General features: G+C 41.9%; 26 protein-coding genes. 16 read left to right on the top strand and 10 right to left on the bottom strand.

Going from position 1 to position 25,266, the window contains the following annotated elements:
- Window positions 1-60 precede the first annotated feature (60 nt).
- A complete protein-coding gene (gene mutS, locus DDT91_RS01165; protein ID WP_187174290.1) occupies window positions 61-2,664 on the bottom strand; it encodes a DNA mismatch repair protein MutS in 2,604 nt (867 codons plus the stop codon).
- A gap of 79 nt (window positions 2,665-2,743) precedes the next feature.
- On the opposite strand from mutS, the gene DDT91_RS01170 reads away from it, so the two are divergent.
- On the top strand, window positions 2,744-3,277 hold the full coding sequence (locus DDT91_RS01170) for an RNA methyltransferase (RefSeq protein ID WP_187174291.1): 534 nt from the start codon (window positions 2,744-2,746) through the stop codon (window positions 3,275-3,277).
- On the opposite strand, the gene DDT91_RS01175 is transcribed toward DDT91_RS01170, so the two are convergent.
- Genes DDT91_RS01175 through DDT91_RS01200 form a run of 6 tightly spaced genes read right to left on the bottom strand, consistent with a single transcriptional unit; the run spans window position 3,274 to window position 6,817 of the window.
- Entirely contained in the window at window positions 3,274-3,681 is a 408-nt protein-coding gene (locus tag DDT91_RS01175) for a hypothetical protein (RefSeq protein ID WP_187174292.1), read from the bottom strand. The two genes, DDT91_RS01170 and DDT91_RS01175, sit on opposite strands and share 4 nt — an antisense overlap.
- A gap of 23 nt (window positions 3,682-3,704) precedes the next feature.
- Complete coding sequence (locus tag DDT91_RS01180) at window positions 3,705-4,163, bottom strand: PaaI family thioesterase (RefSeq protein WP_187174293.1); 459 nt, start codon at window positions 4,161-4,163, stop codon at window positions 3,705-3,707.
- Window positions 4,163-4,750 carry a hypothetical protein gene (locus DDT91_RS01185; RefSeq protein WP_187174294.1) on the bottom strand — a complete coding sequence of 196 codons (588 nt, stop codon included), beginning with the start codon at window positions 4,748-4,750 and terminating at the stop codon, window positions 4,163-4,165. The genes DDT91_RS01180 and DDT91_RS01185 overlap by 1 nt, the downstream gene beginning before the upstream one ends.
- 50 nt (window positions 4,751-4,800) lie before the next feature.
- Complete coding sequence (locus DDT91_RS01190; RefSeq protein WP_187174295.1) at window positions 4,801-5,559, bottom strand: SDR family NAD(P)-dependent oxidoreductase; 759 nt, start codon at window positions 5,557-5,559, stop codon at window positions 4,801-4,803.
- Window positions 5,560-5,572: 13 nt separating this feature from the next.
- Window positions 5,573-6,112, bottom strand: coding sequence for a YfiT family bacillithiol transferase (locus DDT91_RS01195; RefSeq protein WP_187174296.1), 540 nt, complete (start codon window positions 6,110-6,112; stop codon window positions 5,573-5,575).
- 9 nt (window positions 6,113-6,121) lie between these two features.
- Window positions 6,122-6,817, bottom strand: coding sequence for a ComF family protein (locus DDT91_RS01200; protein WP_187174297.1), 696 nt, complete (start codon window positions 6,815-6,817; stop codon window positions 6,122-6,124).
- 80 nt (window positions 6,818-6,897) lie between these two features.
- On the opposite strand from DDT91_RS01200, the gene DDT91_RS01205 reads away from it, so the two are divergent.
- The 15 genes from DDT91_RS01205 (at window position 6,898) to DDT91_RS01275 (ending at window position 23,087) form a co-directional block, all read left to right on the top strand.
- Complete coding sequence (locus DDT91_RS01205; protein WP_187174298.1) at window positions 6,898-7,242, top strand: carboxymuconolactone decarboxylase family protein; 345 nt, start codon at window positions 6,898-6,900, stop codon at window positions 7,240-7,242.
- A gap of 5 nt (window positions 7,243-7,247) precedes the next feature.
- Window positions 7,248-7,607 carry a hypothetical protein gene (locus DDT91_RS01210; protein ID WP_187174299.1) on the top strand — a complete coding sequence of 120 codons (360 nt, stop codon included), beginning with the start codon at window positions 7,248-7,250 and terminating at the stop codon, window positions 7,605-7,607.
- On the top strand, window positions 7,608-8,369 hold the full coding sequence (locus DDT91_RS01215) for an exodeoxyribonuclease III (protein ID WP_187174300.1): 762 nt from the start codon (window positions 7,608-7,610) through the stop codon (window positions 8,367-8,369). It begins immediately after the preceding gene.
- Window positions 8,370-8,409: 40 nt separating this feature from the next.
- The gene (locus DDT91_RS01220; RefSeq protein ID WP_187174301.1) at window positions 8,410-8,811 is read left to right on the top strand and encodes an ATP-binding protein; all 402 of its coding nucleotides are present in this window, start codon (window positions 8,410-8,412) and stop codon (window positions 8,809-8,811) included.
- A gap of 3 nt (window positions 8,812-8,814) precedes the next feature.
- Entirely contained in the window at window positions 8,815-9,240 is a 426-nt protein-coding gene (gene ybeY, locus DDT91_RS01225) for an rRNA maturation RNase YbeY (RefSeq protein WP_187174302.1), read from the top strand.
- 76 nt (window positions 9,241-9,316) lie between these two features.
- Window positions 9,317-11,182, top strand: a complete 1,866-nt coding sequence (gene mnmG / locus DDT91_RS01230; protein WP_187174459.1) for a tRNA uridine-5-carboxymethylaminomethyl(34) synthesis enzyme MnmG — start codon at window positions 9,317-9,319, stop codon at window positions 11,180-11,182.
- A gap of 1 nt (window position 11,183) precedes the next feature.
- Window positions 11,184-12,077 (top strand): class I SAM-dependent methyltransferase, encoded by an 894-nt coding sequence (locus DDT91_RS01235; protein ID WP_187174303.1) that lies wholly within the window; start codon window positions 11,184-11,186, stop codon window positions 12,075-12,077.
- Entirely contained in the window at window positions 12,074-13,765 is a 1,692-nt protein-coding gene (locus DDT91_RS01240) for an Ig-like domain-containing domain (RefSeq protein WP_187174304.1), read from the top strand. Before DDT91_RS01235 ends, DDT91_RS01240 begins: the two co-directional genes overlap by 4 nt.
- A gap of 456 nt (window positions 13,766-14,221) precedes the next feature.
- Window positions 14,222-15,970: a long-chain fatty acid--CoA ligase gene (locus tag DDT91_RS01245; RefSeq protein ID WP_187174305.1), complete on the top strand. Its 1,749-nt coding sequence runs from the start codon at window positions 14,222-14,224 to the stop codon at window positions 15,968-15,970.
- 253 nt (window positions 15,971-16,223) lie between these two features.
- A complete protein-coding gene (locus DDT91_RS01250; protein ID WP_187174306.1) occupies window positions 16,224-16,685 on the top strand; it encodes a MarR family winged helix-turn-helix transcriptional regulator in 462 nt (153 codons plus the stop codon).
- A 44-nt stretch (window positions 16,686-16,729) separates the two neighbouring features.
- Window positions 16,730-19,135: a 3-hydroxyacyl-CoA dehydrogenase/enoyl-CoA hydratase family protein gene (locus DDT91_RS01255; protein WP_187174307.1), complete on the top strand. Its 2,406-nt coding sequence runs from the start codon at window positions 16,730-16,732 to the stop codon at window positions 19,133-19,135.
- A 74-nt stretch (window positions 19,136-19,209) separates the two neighbouring features.
- Window positions 19,210-19,581, top strand: a complete 372-nt coding sequence (locus tag DDT91_RS01260; RefSeq protein ID WP_187174308.1) for a four helix bundle protein — start codon at window positions 19,210-19,212, stop codon at window positions 19,579-19,581.
- Between the two features lie 79 nt (window positions 19,582-19,660).
- Window positions 19,661-20,836, top strand: coding sequence for an acetyl-CoA C-acyltransferase (locus DDT91_RS01265; RefSeq protein ID WP_187174309.1), 1,176 nt, complete (start codon window positions 19,661-19,663; stop codon window positions 20,834-20,836).
- Window positions 20,837-20,890: 54 nt separating this feature from the next.
- Window positions 20,891-21,250 carry a four helix bundle protein gene (locus DDT91_RS01270; RefSeq protein ID WP_187174310.1) on the top strand — a complete coding sequence of 120 codons (360 nt, stop codon included), beginning with the start codon at window positions 20,891-20,893 and terminating at the stop codon, window positions 21,248-21,250.
- Window positions 21,251-21,293: 43 nt separating this feature from the next.
- The gene (locus tag DDT91_RS01275) at window positions 21,294-23,087 is read left to right on the top strand and encodes an acyl-CoA dehydrogenase family protein (RefSeq protein WP_187174311.1); all 1,794 of its coding nucleotides are present in this window, start codon (window positions 21,294-21,296) and stop codon (window positions 23,085-23,087) included.
- Window positions 23,088-23,224: 137 nt separating this feature from the next.
- Here the strand turns inward: DDT91_RS01275 and DDT91_RS01280 are convergent, their stop codons facing one another.
- From DDT91_RS01280 to DDT91_RS01290, 3 genes are all read right to left on the bottom strand, one after another.
- A complete protein-coding gene (locus DDT91_RS01280; RefSeq protein WP_187174312.1) occupies window positions 23,225-23,725 on the bottom strand; it encodes a nuclear transport factor 2 family protein in 501 nt (166 codons plus the stop codon).
- Between the two features lie 19 nt (window positions 23,726-23,744).
- On the bottom strand, window positions 23,745-24,278 hold the full coding sequence (locus DDT91_RS01285) for a glycine zipper domain-containing protein (protein ID WP_255501988.1): 534 nt from the start codon (window positions 24,276-24,278) through the stop codon (window positions 23,745-23,747).
- Between the two features lie 102 nt (window positions 24,279-24,380).
- Window positions 24,381-25,178, bottom strand: a complete 798-nt coding sequence (locus DDT91_RS01290) for a hypothetical protein (RefSeq protein ID WP_187174313.1) — start codon at window positions 25,176-25,178, stop codon at window positions 24,381-24,383.
- Window positions 25,179-25,266: the final 88 nt, after the last annotated feature.

A 25,266-nucleotide genomic window follows, 5' to 3' on the forward strand; every position in this document is an offset into this window, starting at 1 on the left:
ATAAAAATGTGGCTTGTATTAGTTTTTAGTTATTTGAAGTTAATAAGAAAATAGATTTCATTATTCCATTTTCTTTTTAATCTCATGCAATTTTAGGAGCGCTTCAATCGGGGAAATAGTATTGATATCAATCTCATCGATAAGCTTCTTAGCTTCAGTGAGTTTGGGATCCATTTCAAAAAGACTCAACTGGAAATTATTTTTAGGAACGGTTTTGAAGGTTTCCTTTTTTTCTTTCAAAGCCTTGTCTTTTTCCAAATGACTCATGATTTCAGCTGCCCTGAGTACCACAGGGTTGGGCATTCCGGCCATTTGAGCCACATGAATTCCGAAACTGTGCTCGCTACCTCCTTCTTTGAGTTTCCTCATAAAAATGACTTTGTTTCCAACCTCTTTGACCGCCACATTGAAGTTTTTGATCCTCGGAAAGTCACTGGCCAACTGATTCAATTCATGGTAATGGGTGGCAAAAAGCGTCTTTGCTTTGAACGTGGGATGGTTGTGCAAAAACTCCACAATGGACCACGCAATGGAAATCCCGTCGTAGGTTGAAGTGCCACGACCGATCTCATCCATCAGTACCAAGCTTCGATCCGAGAGATTATTAAGGATACTTGCTGTCTCGGTCATTTCGACCATGAAAGTAGACTCTCCTTTGGATAAGTTATCTGAAGCCCCCACCCGGGTGAAGACCTTGTCAATAATTCCGACTCGGGCAAAAGAAGCCGGTACAAAGCTCCCCATCTGTGCCATGAGCACAATCAAGGCCGTCTGTCTCAGCAAGGCAGACTTACCAGCCATGTTGGGACCGGTGATGATCATGATCTGCTGACTGTCATGATCGAGGTAAATGTCATTAGGCACGTAATGTTCTCCTACCGGAAGTTGCTTTTCGATCACCGGATGCCGACCATCCTTGATCTCTAGCGTCTCAGTGTCTGAGATTTTCGGTCTGTTGTACCCGTTGCTTAGAGCTACTTTTGCAAAAGAGAGCAAGGCATCCAAGGTGCCTAAGACCCTTGCATTTTGCTGGATTTGGGTAACGTACTGGGCTGCTTCTAGCACCAGTTCCTGAAAATATCTTTGCTCCAAAGCAATCATGCGCTCTTCGGCATTGAGAATTTTTTCCTCGTAATCCTTCAGTTCAGGCGTAATGTAACGTTCTGCATTGACCAAGGTCTGCTTTCGGATCCACTCGGCAGGGACTTTGTCTTTGTGTGCATGGGTCACCTCAAGGTAGTAGCCGAAGACTTTATTGTAGGAAATCTTGAGGGAAGAAATACCCGTGTTCTGAACTTCCCGCTGCTGAATTTGGACCAGAAAATCCTTGCCCTTATTCGCCAGACCCCTGTATTCGTCCAATTCCGCATCGACGCCGTCTTTGATCACTCCGCCCTGATGAACCAGCATAGGTGGATCTTCCTGAAGCTCCCGTTCAATTTTTTCCAGCAAAAACTCACAGGGATGAATCTGATCTGAAAGTCGCTTCAGGGTAGGATTTGATTGATTTTTCAACAGTTCCTTAATGGGAAGTGTAGCCTTAAGCGCCCGCTTGATCTGATTCATTTCGCGGGGATTGGCCCTCCCGACCACTACTTTGGAAATCAGACGCTCCAAATCTCCAATGTGACGGAGCTGACCTAGGATATCTTCGATCAAGGTGGAGTTTTGATAGAAAAAGTCCACCACATTGAGCCTTTCCTCGATAGGTTGCTTTTCCTTAAGCGGAAGTACCATCCACTTCTTCATCATCCTCGAACCCATCGGAGTGACGGTTTGGTCAAGGATTTGAATCAAGGGCACTCCACCCTCATGCTGAGGGTAGACCAGCTCGAGATTTCGGATGGTAAACTTGTCCAGCCAAACGTACTTCTCCTCGGCAATTCGTGAAATAGAAGAAATATGCTGCACCTCCCGATGCTCAGTTTCCTCCAAGTAATACAAAATCGCTCCTGCAGCTACAATTCCTGACTCAAGCTCCTCGATACCAAAACCTTTCAGATTGGCTGTGCCAAAGTGATTTTTGAGTTTTTCGTAAGTAAAGTCAAACTGATATACCCAATCTTCGCAGTGGAAGGTGATAAAGTCATTTTTGATCAGTTCGGCAGCAGTTTTTTTGGCTGCTTTGGAGAAAATGAGTTCGGATGGAGCAAAACTCTGCAAGAGCTTTTCAACATAGGCAGCATTTCCCTCAGCACACATAAATTCACCGGTGGAAACATCCAAAAAGGCGATTCCATGCTTTTCCTTTCCAAAATGAATTGAAGCGAGGTAGTTGTTTTTCCGGGTATCGAGTACCTGATCATTGTAAGATAGACCCGGTGTAACCAGTTCGGTAACTCCTCTTTTGACGATCCCTTTGACCATTTTGGGATCTTCGAGCTGATCGCATATAGCCACACGATTTCCGGCACGGACAAGCTTGGGGAGGTAATTGTCCAAGGAATGATGGGGAAAACCGGCCAATTCTATATGTGAGGCTGCCCCATTCGCTCTTTTGGTCAAAACAATATCCAATACTCTGCTCGCCACTATGGCATCTTCACCAAATGTCTCATAAAAATCACCTACCCTAAAAAGTAACAAGGCCCCCGGATGTTTGGCCTTGATGGCGTTGTACTGCTTCATCAGGGGAGTTTCTTGTCCGTCTTTGGATTTGCTCATGGGTAAAATGGAATTGTCGTACTTTTGGAATCGGGAATAAGGCCTGAAAATAGCCGATTAGGGCAGGAGATCAAAAAAGATGAAGAAATTAAGCATGGAGGAACTCGACAGATTGTCTGTGGAAGAGTTTAAAAAAACAGAAAAATCACCTCTTGTTCTTGTATTGGACAATGTGCGAAGTTTGAATAACGTCGGATCGGCTTTTCGTACAGCCGATGCTTTTCGAATCGAGAAAATCTATCTCTGCGGCATCACCGGCACTCCCCCTCACCGAGATATCCAAAAGACAGCACTCGGTGCCACCGAATCCGTGGAATGGGAATATTGTCTTCATACGCTTGAGGCAATCGGAAAGCTAAAAGCTCTAGGATTTCAGATATGCGCACTAGAACAGGTAGATCGATCCATATCGCTGAATGAATTCACGCCTCTAAAAGGAGAAAAATATGCCTTAGTCTTCGGAAATGAAGTTTTTGGCGTGGAAGAAGAAGTCCTCCAAAACTGTGATACCGTCCTGGAAATCCCTCAATTGGGTACCAAGCATTCACTTAATATCTCTGTGAGTCTAGGGATCGCCGTGTGGGATCTGATGGTGAAACTGGAACAGTTTTAATCTTTCAAAAAGCGGTACCGAATCCCAAAAGATCCTCTAAATATGGATTCGTTGCCTACTAGACCCGCGGCTTCAATATGAAAACCGAAATCTTTTTTGTCAAAAGGGTAAATATTTATACCGGCCGGAATTACAAAGCCCTCAAAACTTTGGACTCGTCCTCCAAATCCTCCATAAACGTCCAGTCGGTCATTTTTGTAGAACACCCTATTGATCACCAATTCCAGAGATACATCTGAAAAAAAATTATCAGTGCCTACCCTGAACTCAGGAAGCCATTTCTCTCCAAGTTGCTTATTTACTCCTACAAAGGGAAGATTGCTTTGATGATAAGATACGGTCCACTGAGCAAAAGAAACAGTCGAAACTAAACCAAAGATTACTAAAAGAATAAGTTTTTTCATGAGCGAAAATTAGCAAAACTAAACTAATATCCAAGCTCACTAAGTTTCACATGCGTTTTGATCAGATTGGAACTGGCTTTGGCTACGATTTTTCCTGTTTCTTTTCGGATAATTGCTTCCCAGTGATTCAGATTGGATCCCGAGCGAATTAACTTTGCCGTGACTTCGAGCTTTTCGCCAATCTGAGCAGCTGCCAGGAAATCCACATTCAAATTGATACTGGTCATCAGGTATTCTGATCCCGCCACAAAATTTCCCATCCCAATCACATCATCCAGCATCAAGGAAGCTATTCCTCCGTGGAGAATTTTCCCCGGATTGCACATTTCAGGACGGACGCAATATTGTACTTTGATATGGTGATGGTCTACTTCCAAAAGAGTACCACCAAGCCAATTGCCAGCAGCAGAGGGTGTTCGGTCAAGCCTTTTTCCAATAAATGACTTGAAAAACTCGAGTTGAGGGGTAGTTGAGTTATCCACTAATTGTCAGCTTGATTAATCAGCCGAAAATAGTCTTCGGCTATGGTTTTGAAAACTTCTTTTTCCTTTTCGGTGGACCAAATTGGGAAACTTTGATTTTCTGCTCTTAACTCGATTTGATAATTGGCTTCTATCCAGGGTTTTAACTGATTCATCAGCCGGAAATGATCCTGATTATTCCCAATGGAAAATTGTATCGATTGAGAATCTGAACCCGAATAGGCATGAATAGAAATGGGATATTCTGCATTCAAAAGTTCGAAAAAGATATACGCTCCATCTTTTACCGGATTGAGAACAATCACTGGATCAAAGGTCGGAAAAGAATCAGACTGCATCCTTTTCCCATGTCTGAAAAGCGTCATTCCCGCATCACGTCTTACTTCCCGATCGTAATGGATGGAACGGACATTCAGAAAGTAAAGCTTCTCAGCATCGGAAGCTTTGAAAGTACGATCCAATCCTGTGTTGTCTGCCCGATAGGAATTGAAAAAGGAAAAAATGAAAACCAGCCCCAAAGAGGAGAAAATGAAGATTTTAAGAATCTTGATGAGCTCGGGAGTGAGCACCGGATCTCTCGCAGGCATGGAAATGGCTTTTCTATATAACCAAGAGGATAGAGAGAGGTTTTAAAAGCCTACCTCACATAGGATCCTGCATTCATATCGATAGACGTGCCTGTGGCATGATCCGCAAGTCCCGAACAGAGTAACGTGACCATGGGAGCGATGTCTTCCGGCAGAGTCAGTTCTTTCAGCGCAATGTCTCTGAGTGCAAAGTCTTCTCCATATTCAGCCAAAATATCGTTGGCCATGTCTGTTCGTGTAAATCCCGGAGCTATCAGGAAAGCTTTGATCCCTAGTTTCCCATAATGCCTGGCTATCGAACGGGTTAAGCTCACTAATGCGCCTTTGGATGCTGCGTAAGCCAAATAATCCGGAGTATCTCCACGGAATGCCGCCCGAGAGGAGATCATCACAATTCGGCCATTTTCCTGGGGCTTTGCCTGATCGATAAATTCTTTGCTGAGAATCCCGACAGCGGTAGCATTGACCGCCATCACTTTTTCCCAGATTTGGAGCCATTCACCTGTAGGCAGCGTATCCGGAGCCATGGGGGAAATGCCGGCATTATTGACCAAAGCAGTCAATGGTCCGTATTTTTCCACCAATCGTGGAATAAAACCCACCACTTCAGCAGATTGGGAAAGATCACAAGCCTCAATATATGCTGGATTCTTGAGTTGGCTCAGTAGGCTTTCTGCCTCGGCTTGATTGGAATTGTAATGGATAATCACCTCAGCACCTGACTCAGAAAGTTGTCTTGCGATAGCTCTGCCGATTCCACGTGAAGCTCCGGTAACAAGTATTCGCTGGTTTTTAAGAGAAATGTTCATCGATATTCAGGATTTACCGGTCAAAATTTCTCAATACTAAATGCTGCACATGGGCCAGATGATGCGTGGCATGCCAGGCATACATCAGCGTGACTTCATCCAAGGATTGGGAACGCTGCTTTTCAGGATGGAAAAAAGTTTTTTTGAAGTCTTCCGGCTTCATCACTTCCAAAATGGTCACCCATTTGAGATGGATTGCCTTGATTACGGCCAAAGAAGGTTCAATTGGCAAATTGGAATCCGAAAGCTTTGCCCATTCGGCTTCTTCATAAGGTTTAATAGTTGGGTTATCTTCCGTCAAGGCAAGTTTGAAACGGATAAAAGCATTCATATGACTGTCTGCACAATGGTGGATCAACTGCCGAACAGTCCAGCCTCCCGGGCGATAGGGGGTATCGAGCTGCTCCGGAGAAAACGAACTAACCGCGGTAAAAATCAAGCTTGGAAAACTCCTCAGCGTCTGGATGGCATTTCCAATCGATACTGAACCGATGCTTTCAGGGAGTGTAAATTTTCCGATGGGATATTTGAGAAATTCGATGTCTATGCTCATGGTCTTGGATTATTGCCCACCTGCAGCGATGGTAGCCAAATCTACATGTTTTGCCCCACAGGCCAAAAGGACATTTGCACAGGCACAAAGTGTGGCTCCAGTGGTGATCACATCATCGACCAATAGAATACGAAGTCCGCTGACATTCTCCGTTTCTTTTAAATCAAATACCTCATCCACATTTTCCAATCGCTGAAGTCTCGATTTTTTGGTCTGTGTCTCAGTGAATTTTTTCCGATCCAGCAGTTCTTTGGCAGGGATTTTCAAAGATTGAGAAAGGCCATAGGCAAACTTTTCACTTTGATTATATCCTCTTCTCTTTTGCTTCAGAGGATGTAACGGTACGGGAATGATGATATCCCATTCTCCTGAATACCCATTCTGGGACAGGGTAATTCCATATAGCCTTCCCATTTCTTCTCCTATTTCAGGCTTGTTTCGATACTTCAGCAGATGCAGGAGTTTTTGACTTTTTCCTTTTTTAGTAAACCGGATAAAAGCCATGGCCCGATTTACCGGCATCAATCCTTGAAGTTTGGCGGTCAACTCATTGTCAAAAGCACGAAGGTGAAAATTTGCCCTTGGAAGCGTACCCTGACAAATTGTACAGAGGCAAGGTTCAAAATCAAAGAGGCTTTTGCCGCAAAGAGGACAATTGCGGGGGAAAATGAGATCCAAAAAATCTTTCCAGAAAAATAAACGCATAGCTAAAAAGTGTTGTTGTTCCTCCTTAGGGTAGAATAAGCTTTATATTTACCCTTTGGACTATATTAATCCTTAAGTTAATGAATCTGATAGAGGAATTCAACGAGTACCGCGCTAAAATGAACGAGCGCATCCTGTCTGAAGACAATAAGGTGATCAAACGTTTTTTCAATTTGGACACCAATACCTATGCAGAAGGTGAATTGGATGTGAAAACCAAAGAAATGATCGGTTTGGCCTGTTCAATGGTGCTGAGATGTGATGATTGTATCAAATACCATTTGGGCAAATCATTTGAAGCTGGCGTTGGGAGAAAAGAAGTTTTCGAGGTGTTTTCCATTGCCATGATCATTGGAGGGTCAATTGTCATCCCTCATTTGCGAAGAGCCGTAGAATACTGGGAAGAACTTGAAAATCAAGTATAAATAACATGTTTAAGCGGGATTTGGATCTTGAAAAGCGCTGGTCAAAACTATTAGACGGGCTCAAGGACACCATTGGTAAAAAACCCAATGATCTAAATGGCGTACTCTTCTTGATAGGAGTACAGGAATTAGGTCAAGGGACAAGAACCTTTTCCAAAGAGCAAAAACAGGATTTGATGCACATTGCCGTTTGTAAAGTACTGAGCTATGCAGGGTTCTACGAGTTGGACCACGTGGATCAGGAAGGCTGGCCTCATTGGAAACTAGTGAAAGAATTGCCGCATTTTGACTTGTTGGAACAAGAAAAATTGCTCAAACTTCAAGTCTTGGAATACTTCGAAAAAGAGTACCAAATAGAAATTTGAATGAAGTTAATCTCATATAATGTAAATGGAATCCGCTCAGCCATGAACAAAGGTTTTGTGGATTGGCTAAAGGAAGAAAATCCAGATATCATTGGATTACAGGAAATTAAGGCTCAGGAAAAGGATGTCGATCCAACAATTTTCCAGGACTTAGGCTACGAACTGTACTGGTTTCCTGCAGTGAAAAAGGGTTACAGCGGTGTAGCCATTTTCACCAAGATCAAACCCAAAACTGTGAAATATGGAATGGGACTCAACAAATACGATGATGAAGGACGAATGATACAGGCCGATTTTGAAGGTTTCTCATTTATATCCTCCTATTTTCCTTCTGGAACTACGGGCGATGTGCGCCAAGATTTCAAATATGAGTTTTTGGACGACATCTTTGGATACATGCAAGACTTGAGAAAGGAAAACCCAAGTCTGATTTTGAGCGGTGACTATAACATCTGCCACAAGCCAATCGATATTCACAATCCTATATCCAATAAAAACTCTTCCGGCTTCCTTCCCGAAGAAAGAGCATGGATGGACAAGTTTACAGAATCAGGATTCATTGACACATTCAGACATTTCAACCCGGCACCGCATCAGTATACTTGGTGGAGCTTTAGGGCAAATTCACGGGCAAAGAACCTCGGTTGGCGCATAGATTACCACATGGCAACCAAGGCATTGCAAAACAAACTGAAAAGTGCCGTAATTTTGTCGGATGTCAAGCATTCGGATCACTGTCCGATTGTTTTGGAAATTGATTAAAAAAAAGACAATAAATTATATCTCATAGATTATTTCTCTGATGAAGTCTATAAAAATTTCAATTCCTTCTCTAATAGAGAACATTAAGATCATCGAAAGTTTCATTGACAATGCCAAAGAAAACTTCGAGATCAACGATGACATCTATGGGAACATTATGATTTCAGTGACTGAATGCATCAGTAATGCCATCATACACGGAAATCAAAATGATAAGAATAAGCTGGTTCACATGGAACTTCGTATGGAAGATGGTCAGCTTAAGTTTATCATTGAGGACGAAGGGGAAGGGTTTGATCTTGCCATTTTACCTGATCCAACCGAACCTGAAAATATAGAAAAGCCAGGAGGGAGGGGTATATTCTTGATCCGGCACTTAAGTGACGACGTCAAGTTTGAGGAAGGAGGAAAGAAAACGATTCTTTCTTTTTACATAGATTAGGATATGGCGATCAATTTCTTTACGGAAGACATCAAGTTTGATCTGTCGCAAAAACAAAAAAGAAAAAATTGGCTGAAGCAAATCGCTCAATCCGAGGATTTCAAACTAGGCGAACTGAATTACATCTTTTGCTCAGACGAGTACCTCTATCAGATCAACGTGGATTACCTCAATCATCATACTTATACCGATATTATCACTTTTGACAATTCGGAAGAAGAAAAGGTGATAGAAGGAGATATTTTCATCAGTATTGATCGGGTGAAAGAGAATGCTCAAAAACATAAACAAGAAGAATCATCAGAACTAAGCAGGGTGATCTCCCATGGTCTTTTCCACTTGATGGGGTATAAAGACAAAACCAAGTCTGATGCTGAAGTCATGAGAAGTAAAGAGGCTCTTGCCATAGAATTATTCAAAACACTATAAACGTTCCACGTGAAACATGGGAAATCCTTTAATTGGATTCTCTATGTTCCACGTGGAACATCAACAAAGAAAAGTCATGTTTCCAAAATATGATGTGATAGTAGTAGGCGCAGGACATGCCGGCTGTGAAGCTGCACATGCAGCAGCAAAGATGGGCTCAAAGGTATTATTGTGTACAATGAACATGAATACCATAGCCCAAATGTCCTGTAACCCTGCCATGGGTGGCGTAGCAAAAGGGCAGATCGTCCGAGAAATAGATGCTTTGGGAGGAATGTCAGGCATCATATCCGACAAATCCATGATTCAGTTCCGTATGCTCAACCGATCAAAAGGACCTGCCATGTGGTCTCCAAGAACACAAAATGACCGAATGCGATTTGCAGAAGAGTGGAGACTTGCTTTAGAACAAACTCCTAATGTAGATTTTTGGCAAGAAATGATCAGTGGACTGCTGGTAAAAGACGGTAGGGTAAGGGGAGTCCGCACTGGAATCGGGATAGAGATAGAATCAGAAACTGTAGTCTTAACGAATGGGACATTCCTGAACGGCATAATTCACATTGGAGAGAAACAATTTGGCGGAGGTCGAACAGGAGAGTCAGCAGCAAAGGGAATCACAGAACAACTGGTTCAACTTGGCTTCGAAGCAGGACGAATGAAAACAGGAACTCCACCAAGGGTAGACGGAAGAAGCCTCGATTACTCCAAAATGGAAGAACAACTTGGAGATGAACAGCCAGAAAAATTCTCATACTTGGAGCTTACCAGACCACTGGAAACTCAAAAAAGCTGCTGGATTACCTATACCAATAAAGAGGTCCATCAAACATTGGAAACTGGGTTTGATCGGTCTCCTATGTTTAATGGTCGAATTCAAGGACTAGGTCCAAGATACTGCCCAAGCATTGAAGATAAAATCAACCGATTTGCTGAAAGAGAGAGGCATCAAATCTTCGTGGAACCAGAAGGATGGAACACTGTTGAAATCTACGTCAATGGATTTTCAACATCACTTCCGGAAGATGTACAATATAAAGCCTTAAGACTTATCCCAGGATTTGAGAATGCAAAAATGTTTAGACCCGGATATGCAATTGAGTATGATTTCTTCCCTCCAACACAACTCAAACTTACTCTTGAGACTCATTTGATCGAAAACTTGTACTTTGCGGGTCAGATCAATGGTACAACAGGATATGAAGAAGCTGCTTGCCAAGGACTAATGGCGGGCATAAACGCAAGCTTGAAAGTTCAGGAAAAAGATCCATTAGTATTGCAAAGATCTGAAGCCTATATCGGAGTGCTAATCGATGACCTGATCAATAAAGGAACAGAGGAGCCTTACCGTATGTTCACTTCAAGAGCTGAGTTTAGACTTTTATTAAGACAGGACAATGCGGATTTGAGATTAACAGATATAGGTCACAAAATCGGTTTGGCAGACGAAGAAAGACATCAAAGTATGCTCGATAAAAAGTCTCAAACCGCTAAACTGATTAATGATCTTAAACAGAAGAGATTCGCGCCGGAAGAAATTAATGCAGGCTTGACAGAAATTGAAACGGCGGCAATTACTGAAAAAATCAGTGCCGAAAAACTTCTCAAACGTCCACAGATAGGCATCGAAGAATTGAAAAAAATCCATCCGGATCTTAAAGCCTATCTTGGCAAATATTCCAAGGAAGTACTCGAACAAGCTGAAGTACAAATCAAGTATGACAGTTATCTCGAGAAAGAAAAACAAATGGTAGAGAAACTTTCCAATATGGAAAACTTTAGAATACCACCCAAGTTCGATTATTTGTCCATTGCAGCACTTTCGAACGAGGCAAGGCAGAAACTGAATAAAATCCGTCCCGAAACTATGGGACAAGCCTCTAGAATCAGCGGAGTTTCTCCTGCAGATCTATCTATTTTGACTGTGTACTTAGGAAGATAAAATGCCCGAAAGACTCACAAAATGCCCACTCTGTAAAAGTGGGCATTTTCTTAACCATATTGAGATCACAGATTATGCAGTAAGCAAAAGTTCCTTTGTGCTCTGCAGATGCTCTGAATGTCAGCTAGTATTTACCAATCCTAGACCAACTTCCGAAGAAATTGGTCCTTATTATGATTTTCCGGAATATTACTCACATCAGGACCAATCCAAGAATCTGACTCAATGGATTTACCAAAGAGTAAGAAATTACAGCATTTCCAAAAAAGTGGAATTAATCGAGCAGTTTGTTGAGGAAGGTAAACTCCTGGATTATGGCTGTGGAACTGGCGAATTTCTATATGAAGCTAGTATCAACCTTTGGAAAGTAGTAGGTATAGAACCCAATGAGAAAGCCAGAATTCAGGCAAACAAGAAATTGGGAGGCAAAGTTATAGCCTCAATTGATGATCTTAAAAAAGACAGCCTGTTTGATGTCATCACGCTATTCCATGTCCTAGAACACATTCACGACCTAAGGAAAACAGTTAAAAAGATTTTAACTCATTTAAAATCAGGAGGTTATTTGATCATTGCTATTCCAAATCACGAATCATGGGATGGTAAACACTATGGAAAATTCTGGGCAGGATGGGATGTTCCAAGGCATCTATACCATTTCAACTCCAAGACAATGGACCGCTTTAAAGATGAATTTGACCTAAATCTAACCGAAATCAAACCCATGGTCTTTGATTCCTTCTATGTAAGCTTATTATCAGAAAAATATAAAAATCCCAATTCTTCCATATTTTCAAACTATGTACAAGCGGTGAAAAATGGATTAAAATCCAATCAAGAGGCAAATTCACCAGGAAACTATTCCAGCAACATCTATATATTCCAAAAAAAGTGAAGTGGATTAAAAGTATATATGCTCTTTTTCTAACCCTATTACTTTTTGCGTCCTGCGCAAAACAAAGTTCACCCACGGGCGGACCTAGGGATGAAAAACCTCCCTCATTAATAGAATCTAATCCTAAAGACCAATCACTCAATACCAAACCTAGCGAAATCAAATTGATATTCGATGAATTTGTGACTTTAGAGAACGCTACCAAAGGCGTAGTAATTACACCAAGAATCAAGAAAGATGAAGTTGAGTTTACAGCCCTAAAAAACACGGTTACTGTAAAATTAAATCAAGACCTAGAAGACAGTACAACTTATGTATTTGATTTTCAGAAAGCTGTGGTGGATTTATCCGAAAAAAATCCAGCTGAAAATCTTAAAATCGTTTTTTCGACAGGAAACTCTATTGACAGTCTAAGCTTATCAGGAAATATTGACTTTTACTATCCAGAAAATAAGGAGGACTTCAAAAACGTCTTGGTAGGTCTGTATCCTATCGATGATACGACCGACGTTTTCACATCACAGCCATATTACTTAGGCCAAGTGGATACTCTGGGAAACTTCAAAATCACCAATATCAAAAATGGTGAATACAGGGCTTATGCCTGGAGAGATACAAACGGCAGCCTAAAAGCAGAATCAAAGTCTGAAGATTACGACTTCTTGCTCGACACACTAACTCTCAATGAAAGTACCCAAAACTTACAATTCAATCTTTCTAAAGCAGACCTAACACCGATAAAAGTTCTTAGATCATCCACATTTGGGAAAAATTATGACGTCATTCTCAACAGGAACCCAGTATCAACAAAAATCCAAAATGAGCTAATAGGCAAGGAATATTTCTACATCAATTCAGACAAACGGATAAGGATTTATCCCAACTCATTGAAAACCGACAGCATTCCTTTTCAATTAAGTCTAATAGATTCAGTAGGTTTTTCGAAAGACTCACTCATTTATGCAAAATTTCAAGACTCAGACCGTAAACCTGAAAAACTTGAGATTACAGCAAACTCCGGAAAAAGTTTTTACCAAAATCTCGAAATCGAGCTCAAATTCAATAAGCCAGTACTAAACATAAACACCGATTCTCTCTTTATCCAATACGATACAGCATCTTTCATCCCAATCAACAAGGAAATGCTCTCCTTTGCCGATTCAGCAAAAATGGATCTACTGAAAGTAAAACTTTTTATACCCGACTCCCTTAGTAAAGAAATTTTCACCATAAAGGCAGCCGATTCAACATTCACCGATATTGAAGGACAGGTAAATGAAAAAAATCTTTCAGCCAACTACCGGAAATTGAAGCGGGATGGATTAGCGGATGAGATTTCAGGAAAGATTGAAGGTGCAAATCCACCCTTTATTATTCACCTGTTAAATAGTAAGGACGAGCTTATCAAGGAGATTTTCATCGATCGAGGAAACACATATTCGTTTAAACTTCTCGAACCAGGTACTTATAAACTAAGGGTAATCGAAGATTTAAACGGAAACCGGCGTTGGGATCCATCAAACTATACACAAAAAAAACCAGCCGAAAGGGTATTTTATTACACTGGAGAAGAAAACAAAAATGAAATTATTGTAAGAGGTGGATGGACACTGGAAGATCAAAACCTAGAGGCAAAACCACACACTGGTTTACCAACCAAGAAAAAAAATGATGTGGACAACCCATAAAATTTCTGTGTAAAACTGTAGAATAAACGATGACAACTCAGACTTTTTCCACTGATGAAAGATCAAGAAGCCAAACATGAACCATTACTGAGGATAAACCCAAGTTTATCCACGTCTATCAAGTAAGTTTTCAACAGAACAATTACACACAAAACATCGCAAGAACTAATCCACAAAAAAAAGAAGTAAATAAATAGATATCATAAAATCAATTACTTATAAGTGGAAAACACGTGAATAACCTGTTAAAAAACCAAGAAAAAAAAGAGCTTATTTGTGGTTAACACTCAATGGGACCTTTTTCCACAAATCCACAGACTTAATAACCTTAATAAGTTTTTTTAATTAAATAAAATAATGAAGATATAGGGATGTGAAAAGTGTGGATAGCATAACATTGTGATTCATTTTTTGATTTGGTAATATTAGATCACATAAACCCAAAATCCTTTCAACATGCAACTCACACGCCTATTTGACCTGCTTCCGTATCAAATCACCAAATACGACAAGGAGGTAGCTTTTGCCAGAAAAGAAAATGGAACTTGGAAGACCTATTCCTCCAAAGACGTTAAAAAGATAGTTGATAATCTAAGTTTAGCATTTTTAAATCAGGGAATCGTCGAAGGCGATCGTATTGCCATTATTTCTGAAAACAGGCCTGAATGGAATTTCATCGACTTGGCTTTACAACAGATTGGAGCCATTTCGGTACCCATGTATCCTACCATTACATCGGAAGACTACTCGTACATTTTCAATCACGCAGAAGTGAAAATGATTTTTGTAGGAGATCAGGTGATATATGATAAAGCTGCACAGGTCGCAGAGGATCGTAAAATTTATTCTTTTGACTATCTCGATGGAGTTGAGCATTGGTCATCCTTGAAAGAAAAAGGTGAATCAGGAGACTTAGCCACTTTGGAGGAATCCAAATCAAAGGTTGGACCGGATGATCTTTTTACAATCATTTACACCTCAGGTACAACGGGAAGACCTAAGGGGGTCATGCTGACCCACAAGAATGTCCTATCCAATTTGATATCTGTTTCCCATATCATGTCTCCTCCACCCGGAACTTCCAAAGTGTTGAGTTTTTTGCCCCTTTGTCATATTTATGAGCGAACGGCTTCTTTCTGTTTTATCTATTTGGGATTCTCGGTTTATTATGCCGAAAACATGGAAAAAATCGGCGAAAACCTCAAAGAAGTTCAGCCTCATGTTTTCAATACTGTACCAAGACTGTTGGAGAAGGTATATGATAAAATTGTGGCTAAAGGCTATGAACTTACAGGCGTTAAGAAAAAACTATTCTTTTGGGCTCTCAACCTGGGATTAAGATACGACCCGGCTGCGAATATGGGAGCTTGGTATGATTTTCAACTTAAATTGGCCAATAAGCTTATTTTCTCTAAATGGAGAGAAGCCTTGGGCGGAAATGTGATGCAGATCAATTCAGGAGCCTCTGCACTTCAGCCAAGATTAGCAAGGGTATTTTGGGCAGCAGGCATCAGAGTCTGCGAAGGGTACGGTTTGACTGAAACTTCACCGGTTGTAACTGCTTCTATTGGAACCAAGGAAGAAATTCGGATAGGTTACGTCGGAAAAATCGTAAAAGATGTTCAGGTGAAAATCGCAGAAGATGGCGAAATTCTGGTCAAAGGACCCAACGTGATGCAAGGATACTACCGAGAGCCTGAAATGACCGCAGAGGTACTTAAAAACGGCTGGTTTCACACAGGAGATATCGGGGAGCTGGATGGAGATTATCTCAAAATCACTGATCGCAAAAAAGAGATGTTTAAAACCTCCGGAGGCAAGTACATTGCCCCTCAGGTAATGGAAAATAAATTCAAGGAATCACCGCTTATCGAACAACTCATGGTAGTCGGTGACGGCCGTAATTATCCTGCTGCATTGATTGTCCCAAGTTTTGACGGTTTGAAAGAATACTGTAAGCGAAAGGATATTCCTTACACATCTGATGAAGAGATGGTTAGTAAGCCTGAAATCAAAGAGAAGTATCAAGCAGAGATAGACTCTTACAATAAGTATTTTGGAAAATGGGAGCAGATCAAGCGTTTTACTTTGTTGGACAAACCATGGGGAATTGATACCGGGGAGCTAACTCCAACGATGAAATTGAAACGAAAAGTCATCTCTCAAAAGTATCAGAAGCAAATCGACGAAATCTACCAGGCTTAACCGTCTGGTTTTTTTATGATTAAATAGAAATCAAGGAAAAAATATTCCCAAAATTTATTATCGGATTTGTATCAGTTAGTCAATTTTTATTCCGATATGAATTAAGATTAATCTAAAATTTAGATTTTAATTTTATTTTTTCGGCTTATTGCCATTTTTAATTTGTGATGCATGCATAACTTTTTTTGAAAATAGTATGCATGCATACAAAACTTTTTTAACTTAGAAGTCTCCATTTTTCGAGCAGAGGTCCATGAAAAGAGAAGAAACAGTCGATTACCACATCAAAAGTGCCTGGCATGCCATTTCCCGCATGTACAATCAGCAAGCCGCGGAAGAAGGATTCACCACGGCAATAGGTTTTGTCTTGATCAACATTAATTCAAAAGAAGGAACTCCGGCGACCAAAATTGCTCCTTTAATTGGTTTGGAGACCCGCAGCCTTACCCGAATGCTCAAAACCATGGAGGAAAAAGGCCTGATCTACAAGAAAGCTGACCCAGTGGATAAACGATCTGTCAGAATATTTCTCACAGCAGAAGGCAAACGGAAAAAAGAAATCTCCATCCAAACCATCATGAAATTCAATCTGATGGTCAGGGAGGTTGTAAGTGAAGCCGAATTGGAGGTCTTTTTTGGAGTCTTTTCCAAAATCCAATCCGTCATCGACCAAGTTCAGATCAGTGAAATCAACAAGCCCATATTTGAAATATAAACCCAATCCTAGTCAAGGATTTTAACTACCAAAAACCCAAAAAAATGAACAGAACCATTAAAAAAGTAGCCGTTTTAGGTTCCGGAGTGATGGGCTCGCGTATTGCCTGTCATTTCGCAAACATCGGCGTTCAGGTACTTTTGTTGGATATTGTTCCATTCGAACTTACGGAAGAGGAACAAAAGAAGGGGCTCAGCAAAGAGCATCCTGCGGTCAGAAACCGGATTGTAACTACTGCCTTGCAAAACACACTCAAGGCCAATCCTTCTGCTATTTATGACAAGTCGTATGCGTCTCGCATTACCACGGGCAATTTTGAAGATGATCTTCCAAAAATCAAAGATTACGATTGGGTCATCGAAGTTGTTGTGGAGCGTTTGGATATCAAGCAGCAACTTTTCGAGAAGGTTGAAAAATTTCGCAAACCTGGAACATTGATCACCTCCAATACATCAGGCATTCCTATGCATTTGATGTGCGAAGGCAGATCTGAAGACTTCCAGGCACACTTTGCCGGAACTCACTTTTTCAATCCTCCCCGTTATTTAAGATTGTTGGAAATTATTCCGGGTCCAAAGACGAAACCGGAGATCATCGACTTTTTGATGGATTATGGTGATCGGTACTTAGGCAAGGAAACGGTACTTTGTAAAGACACTCCTGCCTTTATCGCCAACCGAATCGGAGTGTATGCCATCATTTCAGGCATGCACGCGATCGAAAAGGCAGGTTTTGGCGTTTCTGAAGTCGATAAATTGACCGGTCCGGTGATCGGTCGTGCCAAATCTGCCACTTTCCGTACTATGGACGTGGTCGGACTCGATACCACGGTCAATGTAGCTAACAACCTCTACAAGGCACTTCCTCATGACGAATCGCGCGACAAATTCAAGCTTCCCAAAATCGTCGAGGTTCTCTACAACAACAAATGGTTTGGAGACAAAACAGGTCAGGGTTATTTCAAAATGATCCGTCACAAAGACGGAAGCAAAGAACTGAAAGAACTCGACCTGAAAACCTTTGAATACAAAGACGTCGAAAAACCCAAGTTTAAAGCCTTGGAAGCTTCCAAGGAAATCGATGATCTCAAAAAGCGCCTTAAGTTCTTGGTGAATTTTGAAGACCGAGCCGGAGAATTTTATCGAGCTTCTTTTTACGATTTGTTTAAATATTGCTCACACCGCATCCCCGAGATCTCCGACGAGCTCTACAGAATCGATCAGGCAGTTTGTGCGGGATTCGGTTGGGAACTAGGACCTTTTGAAACTTGGGATGTCCTTGGTGTAAAAGAAACAGTAGAGAAAATGGAAGCTGCCGGCGAAAAAGCAGCGTCTTGGGTTCACGAAATGCTGTCTGCAGGCCATGAATCTTTCTACAAGGTCGAAAGCGGAAAGAGAAAGTACTACGACATTCCTTCCAAATCTTATGTGGAAATCCCGGGCATCGAAGATTTCATCATCCTTGATACGCTTAAATCAGCAGGCAAGAAGGTTTGGGGAAATGCCGGATCGACCATTTACGACATGGGCGATGAGGTGATTGGATTGGAGTTCCACACCAAAATGAACTCCATGGGTGCCGAAGTGATCGAGGGCATCAATACAGCGATCGGAATGGCCGAAAAATCATACAAAGGCTTGGTCATTGGAAACGAAGGCGGAAACTTCTCCGCAGGGGCCAACTTAGCCATGCTCTTCATGTTTGCAGGAGATCAGGAGTTTGACGAAATCAATCTGATGATCGCCCAATTCCAGAACACCATGATGCGGGCCCGATACTCATCCGTGCCGGTGGTGGTAGCTCCTCACAATATGGCTTTGGGTGGGGGATGTGAACTTTCCCTTCATGCAGACCACATTCAGGCGCATGCCGAATTGTACATGGGCTTGGTCGAAGTCGGTGTGGGGTTGATTCCTGCTGGTGGCGGAACGAAGGAAATGACCCGAAGATTTGCCAATGGGGTCATCGCCGGAGACGTGGAGCTCAATCAGCTTCAGGAGTACTTTATGAATATCGCCACAGCGAAAGTTTCTACTTCAGCTGAAGAAGCAAGAGGACTGGGTTACCTGAGAGCTCAAGACGGTATTTCACTGAACAGAAAACGTCAGTTGGCAGATGCAAAGGCTAAGGTGATTTCTCTTTATGATTTGGGCTATACGCAGCCTGTACAGCAGACCAATATCAAGGTTTTGGGAAAGACTTCCTTGGCACTTTTCGAGGCGGGAATTACAGGTATGATTTACGGAAATTATATCTCTGAGCACGATGCCAAGATCGCCAGAAAACTGGCTTGGGTAATGTCAGGAGGCGATTTGTCCTCACCGACTGAGGTGTCAGAGCAATACTTGCTTGACTTGGAGCGTGAAGCTTTTTTGAGTTTAACTGGCGAGCAAAAGACGCTGGAGAGAATCCATAGTATTCTTTTCAAAGGAAAGCCACTTAGAAACTAGAGTCAAGAAGCGAGAGACAAGAGTCAAGAAGTGAGAAATCAAATCCAAAAAACAGACTTAAAACAAATCTGAAAATGAGACTGAAACATAATTTCAAGAACCTAAAAGTTTGGCAAAAAGCGGTGGATTTAGCTGTCAATGTGTATGAATTGACTAAATCTTTTCCTTCTGAAGAAAGGTTTGGAATTACTTCTCAAATGAGAAGATCCAGTGTATCCATTTCATCAAACATCGCCGAGGGAACAGCTAGAAATTCTTCAAAGTCATTTTCCAATTGTTTGGATATCAGTTTGGGAGAAAGTTTTGAATTAGAGACTCAGGGAATTATTGCCAATAGAGTTGGAATATTGAGTGAAGAAAAGTTCACCACTTTCAGTGAGGAGCTAGCTGAGGTCCAGAAAATGATAATTGGATTAAAAAACACCATTGAGGATAATCCTTACTAGGCGGATTCAGTCTTGTTTCTTGTCTCTTGAATCTTGTTTCTCAAGCTCTAAAAGACATTTAAAAACTAAAAAAAAACTAATGGAAGCATATATAATAAACGGATATAGATCAGCGGTTGGAAAATCGAAAAAGGGAGGATTTAGATTTTATCGCCCAGACGACTTGGCTGCTGATGTGATCAAGCACTTGGTGGCGAATACTCCGGGTCTCGAACCCAAAATGGTCGATGACCTCATCGTGGGAAATGCCGTTCCTGAAGCGGAGCAAGGCATGCAAATGGGCCGGATGATTTCTCTCTTGGCCTTGGGAATTGATACTCCCGGATTTGTAATGAACCGCTACTGCGGATCTGGATTAGAAGCCATCGCTCTGGCAGTTGGAAAGATCAAAGCCGGAATGGCGGATTGCATCATCGCAGGGGGTACGGAATCCATGTCTTTGGTACCGATGATGGGCTACAAAACTGCCCTCAACTGGAAAATCGCCTCGCAAACGCCTTCTTACTACCTCAGCATGGGGTTGACTGCGGAAGAGCTTGCCAAAGAATATGAAATCACTCGTGAGCAAGCTGATGCCTTTTCGGTAAGATCTCATGAAAAAGCTTTGTCGGCGATTGCTGCAGGAAAATTCAAAGACGAAATCGTACCTGTAGAAGTCGAGGAGACTTACCTTGATGAAAAAGGAAGGAAAAAAACCAGAAAGTTCACCGTGGATACCGACGAGGGACCTCGTGCAGGTACGACCATGGAAGCTTTGGCAGCATTGAAGCCGGCATTTAAAAACGGAGGTCAAGTCACAGCCGGTAATTCTTCGCAGACATCCGACGGAGCTGCATTTGTCGTGGTCATGTCCGAAAGATTGATGAAATCTTTGGGATTGGAGCCTGTCGCAAGAATGATGTCCTATTCTGTGGCCGGAGTTGACCCAAGAATCATGGGTATCGGTCCAAAAGAAGCTGTGCCAAAGGCTCTGAAACAAGCTGGACTTACCTTAAATGACATTGACTTAGTCGAGCTCAATGAAGCATTTGCCGCTCAGGGCCTTGCTGTCATGAAATCCCTTGACATGAATCCTGATATTGTCAACGTCAACGGAGGTGCAGTCGCCTTGGGTCACCCACTCGGATGCACCGGAGCCAAACTCTCTGTTCAGATTTTCAATGAACTGAGAAGGCAAAATAAAAAATACGGTCTTGTCACTGCCTGTGTAGGTGGTGGTCAGGGTGTAGCGGGCATTTACGAGTTACTCAAGTAGTACTAAAAGACATTAGACGCTAGACACAAGACGTTAGACTCAACGACAATAGCTATGCATAACTACAAGGAATTGAATGTATGGAAAAGATCTATAAAGCTTTGGGCTACTATTTATAAGCTCACGGCAAACTTTCCTAATGAGGAGCGCTTTGGTCTTATCTCTAAATTGAGAAGAGCATCTGTATCAGTTCCATCAAATATTGCAGAAGGAGGTGGTAGCAGGACAGACCGGGAATTTCTTCATTTTCTTGGTGTGGCCCATGGGTCTATTTGTGAATTGGAGTCTCAGCTTTATGTAAGTGTGGAATTAGAATTTTTCAATTTTGATCAAATCGATTCCATCACTGCCGAATTAACTGAAATCCAAAAAATGCTTTACGCACTAATCCAAAAATTTGAAAATCAAGCGTGACTATCTTAAGTCTTAAGTCTCACGTCTTTAATCTTAATATCATATGGCAACATTATCAAAATCCATCCAAGGCGGAGAGTTTCTTATCCGCGATACAGAGGCTCAGGCGATTTTTATTCCTGAAGAGTTTACCGAAGAGCAACGAATGATGGCTCAGGCCTGTCAGGATTTCATCGATACGGAAATACATCCCAATATCGAGGAAATTGACAGCATGAAAAACCCTGAATTAGTCCCATCCCTATTCAAAAAAGCAGGTGAATTGGGTCTATTGGGCATTTCTGTTCCTGAGCAATACGGAGGATTGGGCATGAGTTTCAATACCTCCATGCTGATTGCAGATATCATTGGGGGAGCAGGTTCTTTTTCTACCACTTATGGCGCACACACGGGCATCGGTACATTGCCTATTTTGTATTACGGTACAGAAGAGCAGAAGCAAAAATACCTTCCCAAACTCGCCACAGGCGAATGGGCAGCTTGCTACTGCCTGACCGAACCGGATGCGGGTTCTGATGCCAATAGCGGTAAGACCAAAGCCACCCTCACACCGGACGGGAAGCACTATCTGATCAATGGGCAAAAAATGTGGATTTCCAATGCCGGATTTGCCGATCTATTCATCGTATTTGCCAAAATCGGAGACGACAAAAACCTGACAGCCTTCATTGTGGAAAAGACCTTTGGTGGAATCACCATGAATGAAGAAGAGAAAAAGATGGGTATCAAAGGATCTTCCACCCGTCAGGTATTCTTCAATGACTGCCCGGTACCGGTAGAAAACATGCTTTCTGAGCGTGGCAACGGATTCAAGATTGCAGTAAATATTCTCAACATTGGTCGGGTAAAACTTGGTGCAGGCGTCCTAGGTGGTGTCCGAGGCGTGACCAGTCTCAGCATCAAGTACTCCACTGAACGAAAACAGTTTGGAGTCAGCATCAATACATTTGGAGCCATTAAATCCAAACTGGCCGAAATGGCCACCCGAATTTTTGCTACCGAATCGCTTTGTTACCGTGCCGGACAGGATATTGAGGATCGAATGGGCGCTTTGGCTGCAGAGGGTCTGCCGGATGCAGAAGCCAAATTGAAAGCCTTGGAGCAATTTGCCATAGAGGCAGCCATTGCCAAAGTTCACGCTTCGGAGGTATTGGATTATGTCGTAGACCAAGGGGTTCAGATTTACGGAGGAATGGGCTATTCGGCCGACGCTCCAATGGAAAGGGCTTACCGAGATGCTCGTATTTCCAGAATCTACGAAGGAACCAACGAGATCAACCGCATGCTGATGGTGGGCATGGTGCTAAAGCGCGCCATGAAAGGGGAAATTAATCTCTTCGAACCAGCGATGGCTGTGGCTTCAGAACTTACCTCTGTACCGTCTTTTGAAAGTATCGATGCTTCAGAGCTTTTCGCAGTGGAAAAAGACATTCTCAAAAAACTCAAAAAAGTCTTTTTGATGGTAGGAGGCAAAGCCGCCATGTCGCTGCAAGATCGAATCGAAGACGAGCAGGAGATCATGATGAACCTGGCCGATGTGATGATTGAAATCTATGCAGCAGAATCCGCAATTCTCCGAGCTGAAAAAATCGCCATGCAAAACGGCGAAGAGTCAGCCAAAAATCAAATCGCCATGGCTAAAATTTACCTCTACGAAGCAGTAGACAAGATTGAGGCAGCAGCCAAAGAAGCGATTGTATCTTTCGCCAAAGGGGATGAGCAAAAAGTTCTTTTGATGGGACTGAAGAGGTTTACCAAGCCTGACTTTATCAATGTCAAGGAGCTTAGAAGGCAAATAGCCGATTACATGATTGCACAGGGAAAATACCCATTTTAAACAATAGAGATAGATAGGTTGAGTCAAAAGCCTCCGGTTATGAAAGCGACCGGAGGCTTTTTTTGACACTCAAAATCCAAATAGATTGATTTTCAAGCTGAAAATCACCGTACGTCGCTGGATTCGAAAAGTTTGTTCTATTCCATGGGGACAAATCCATAGCCTAGTTGTCGGAGAGCATCCGCTTCATTGTAGAAGGTAATGCTTTGGACAATTTTTCCATTCTCCACCTTGTAATTACTATTTGCCAAGAGTTTCACAGAATTTCCATCCTTATAGGTGATGGTGAGTTCTGCCCAATTGGCTACCCATTCCCCTTTTGCATCTCCGTCGGGAATCGTTACTGCGGCAAATTTAGACTTGGTGTACTCAATTTTTTCGTAAAGGTTCTCAATGTTGTACTTCCAGCTTTCCACAGCCTGGGCCTTGGTGATAGAGTCTCCGTAGGAGGGACCCATTCCCAGATAATTTTCATCCAGGTAATTGCTCATTGCCTCAAAATCCATGGCTTCCACTGCGTTTACGTAGCCTTCTACCAGTTTTACATTTTCTGAGTTTTTCTGATCTGGGGAAGGGGAGCAGGCAAAAACGAAGCATCCTAAACCTGCCAATAGAACCAGTTTTTGTATCGATTTCATTTCGTATTGTTATTTAGCGTTATTTGATGGTGTAGCCTTTGCCTTCCATACAGACAGTAAATGCCTTTGTAAAGCTTTCTTTTATTTGTTGCTCTTGTGCGGAGACATTGGCCTGTGCCTGTTGGTTTGCCTGTGCTTGAGCCATTTTTCCTGCCCGTCTTCCTGAAAGGCCTCCTACTATTGCGCCTACAGCTGCACCTTCACCTGCATCACCGGTGATTGCTCCTATAGCAGCACCGGCGGCAGCGCCTTTGGCGGCACCTATTAAACCTCCACCGGTTGGACCTGACTGAACTGGAGCAGCCTCAATTTTTGGCAAATCAAGTGGATCAATTCCCGATTGTTCAACCGCCCAATTGTAGCATTCAAACTCGTCCTTTTTTTGTTGGGTCTTGCTTTGCCCTTTGGATGGATAGACAAAGAGTCCCATTTTTTGGGAGATCTGGTTGTAGGACATTTTTGCTGTATCCAACTTAATTGGCGCTTGTTGAGCCTTTCCTACTATCGTTGTTCCAAAAAAGACTATCAGGAGAAATAGTTTTGTTGTGTTCATTGGATTTTGAAGGTTGGTTTTGTGGATTGCCTATTCCAGAATTCAAAGTTTGATTTTTTTTATTGGTTCTAAGGGTTAAATGGCATTTTTGGACTATGCCGTTTATTCACCCTCTTGTTTAAACAAGGCTCTTAGTTCAATGAATTTGGAGTTTTCTTCCTCCAAAGTGACTAAACCAAAACGTGGCCTATCTAAGTCCATGATTGAAAATACGGTTAGGGAAAGCATTAAAGAAAACCCTACTACAATGATCCAATCGAGTTTATTTTTTCTTTCATAGCCTAAAAGGAATGTGGAGAAAACACATAAAATGATGAGAAACCATTGGATGGAGTTGGGAATATTAGCCTCACCTGCAGCTCTCCTGGAAGTAGTTAAATCTATCATTTCGTTTAGAGCAGGAATAATTTCAGAGGTCTTGACCAAGACAAGGTCCTTTCTTGAATATTCAGAAATTTGTTTCCAAATAGTTTTTCCCAGTTCATCAGATTTATTGAAATGGAAAAGAATTTTTTCGACATCAGTACCAGATTCATTAAAAGCAATCCTCTCCTCCAGATAATTTTTTAGGCTTAATTTCAGTTCTTTCCTCATGGAGTCCGGGAAAACTTCCGCTCTCAGGATTACTGTTCCTATTGCGTTGGCTTCCTCTATTGCCAAGGATCTCCGGGTATCAAACCTGGAATTGGCCATACCGAAAGAAAAAGCCAGGATTAAAGCCAGCAATCCCAATAATGTGGAGCTGATTAACCCCATTTCTTCATTGATATAATTGACCGATTTTTGGATTTTGTATTGTCTTGTTTTGTATCCGGCGAAAAATGCAAGGATGAGCAACACGAAAAGAATGGTTGCGATTTCGAGAGGAGACCAGTAATCAATGGAGGATAGCTGAAGCATATTCTAGCTGATGTAGCATAAAATGTCTTCTAAAAGATAGATTCTGGGAAATTAAAAAATAATGATAAATGTCAGTAATGAAGGAAAT

The sequence above is a fragment of the Algoriphagus sp. AK58 genome (assembly GCF_014324365.1).
Lineage (GTDB): Bacteria > Bacteroidota > Bacteroidia > Cytophagales > Cyclobacteriaceae > Algoriphagus.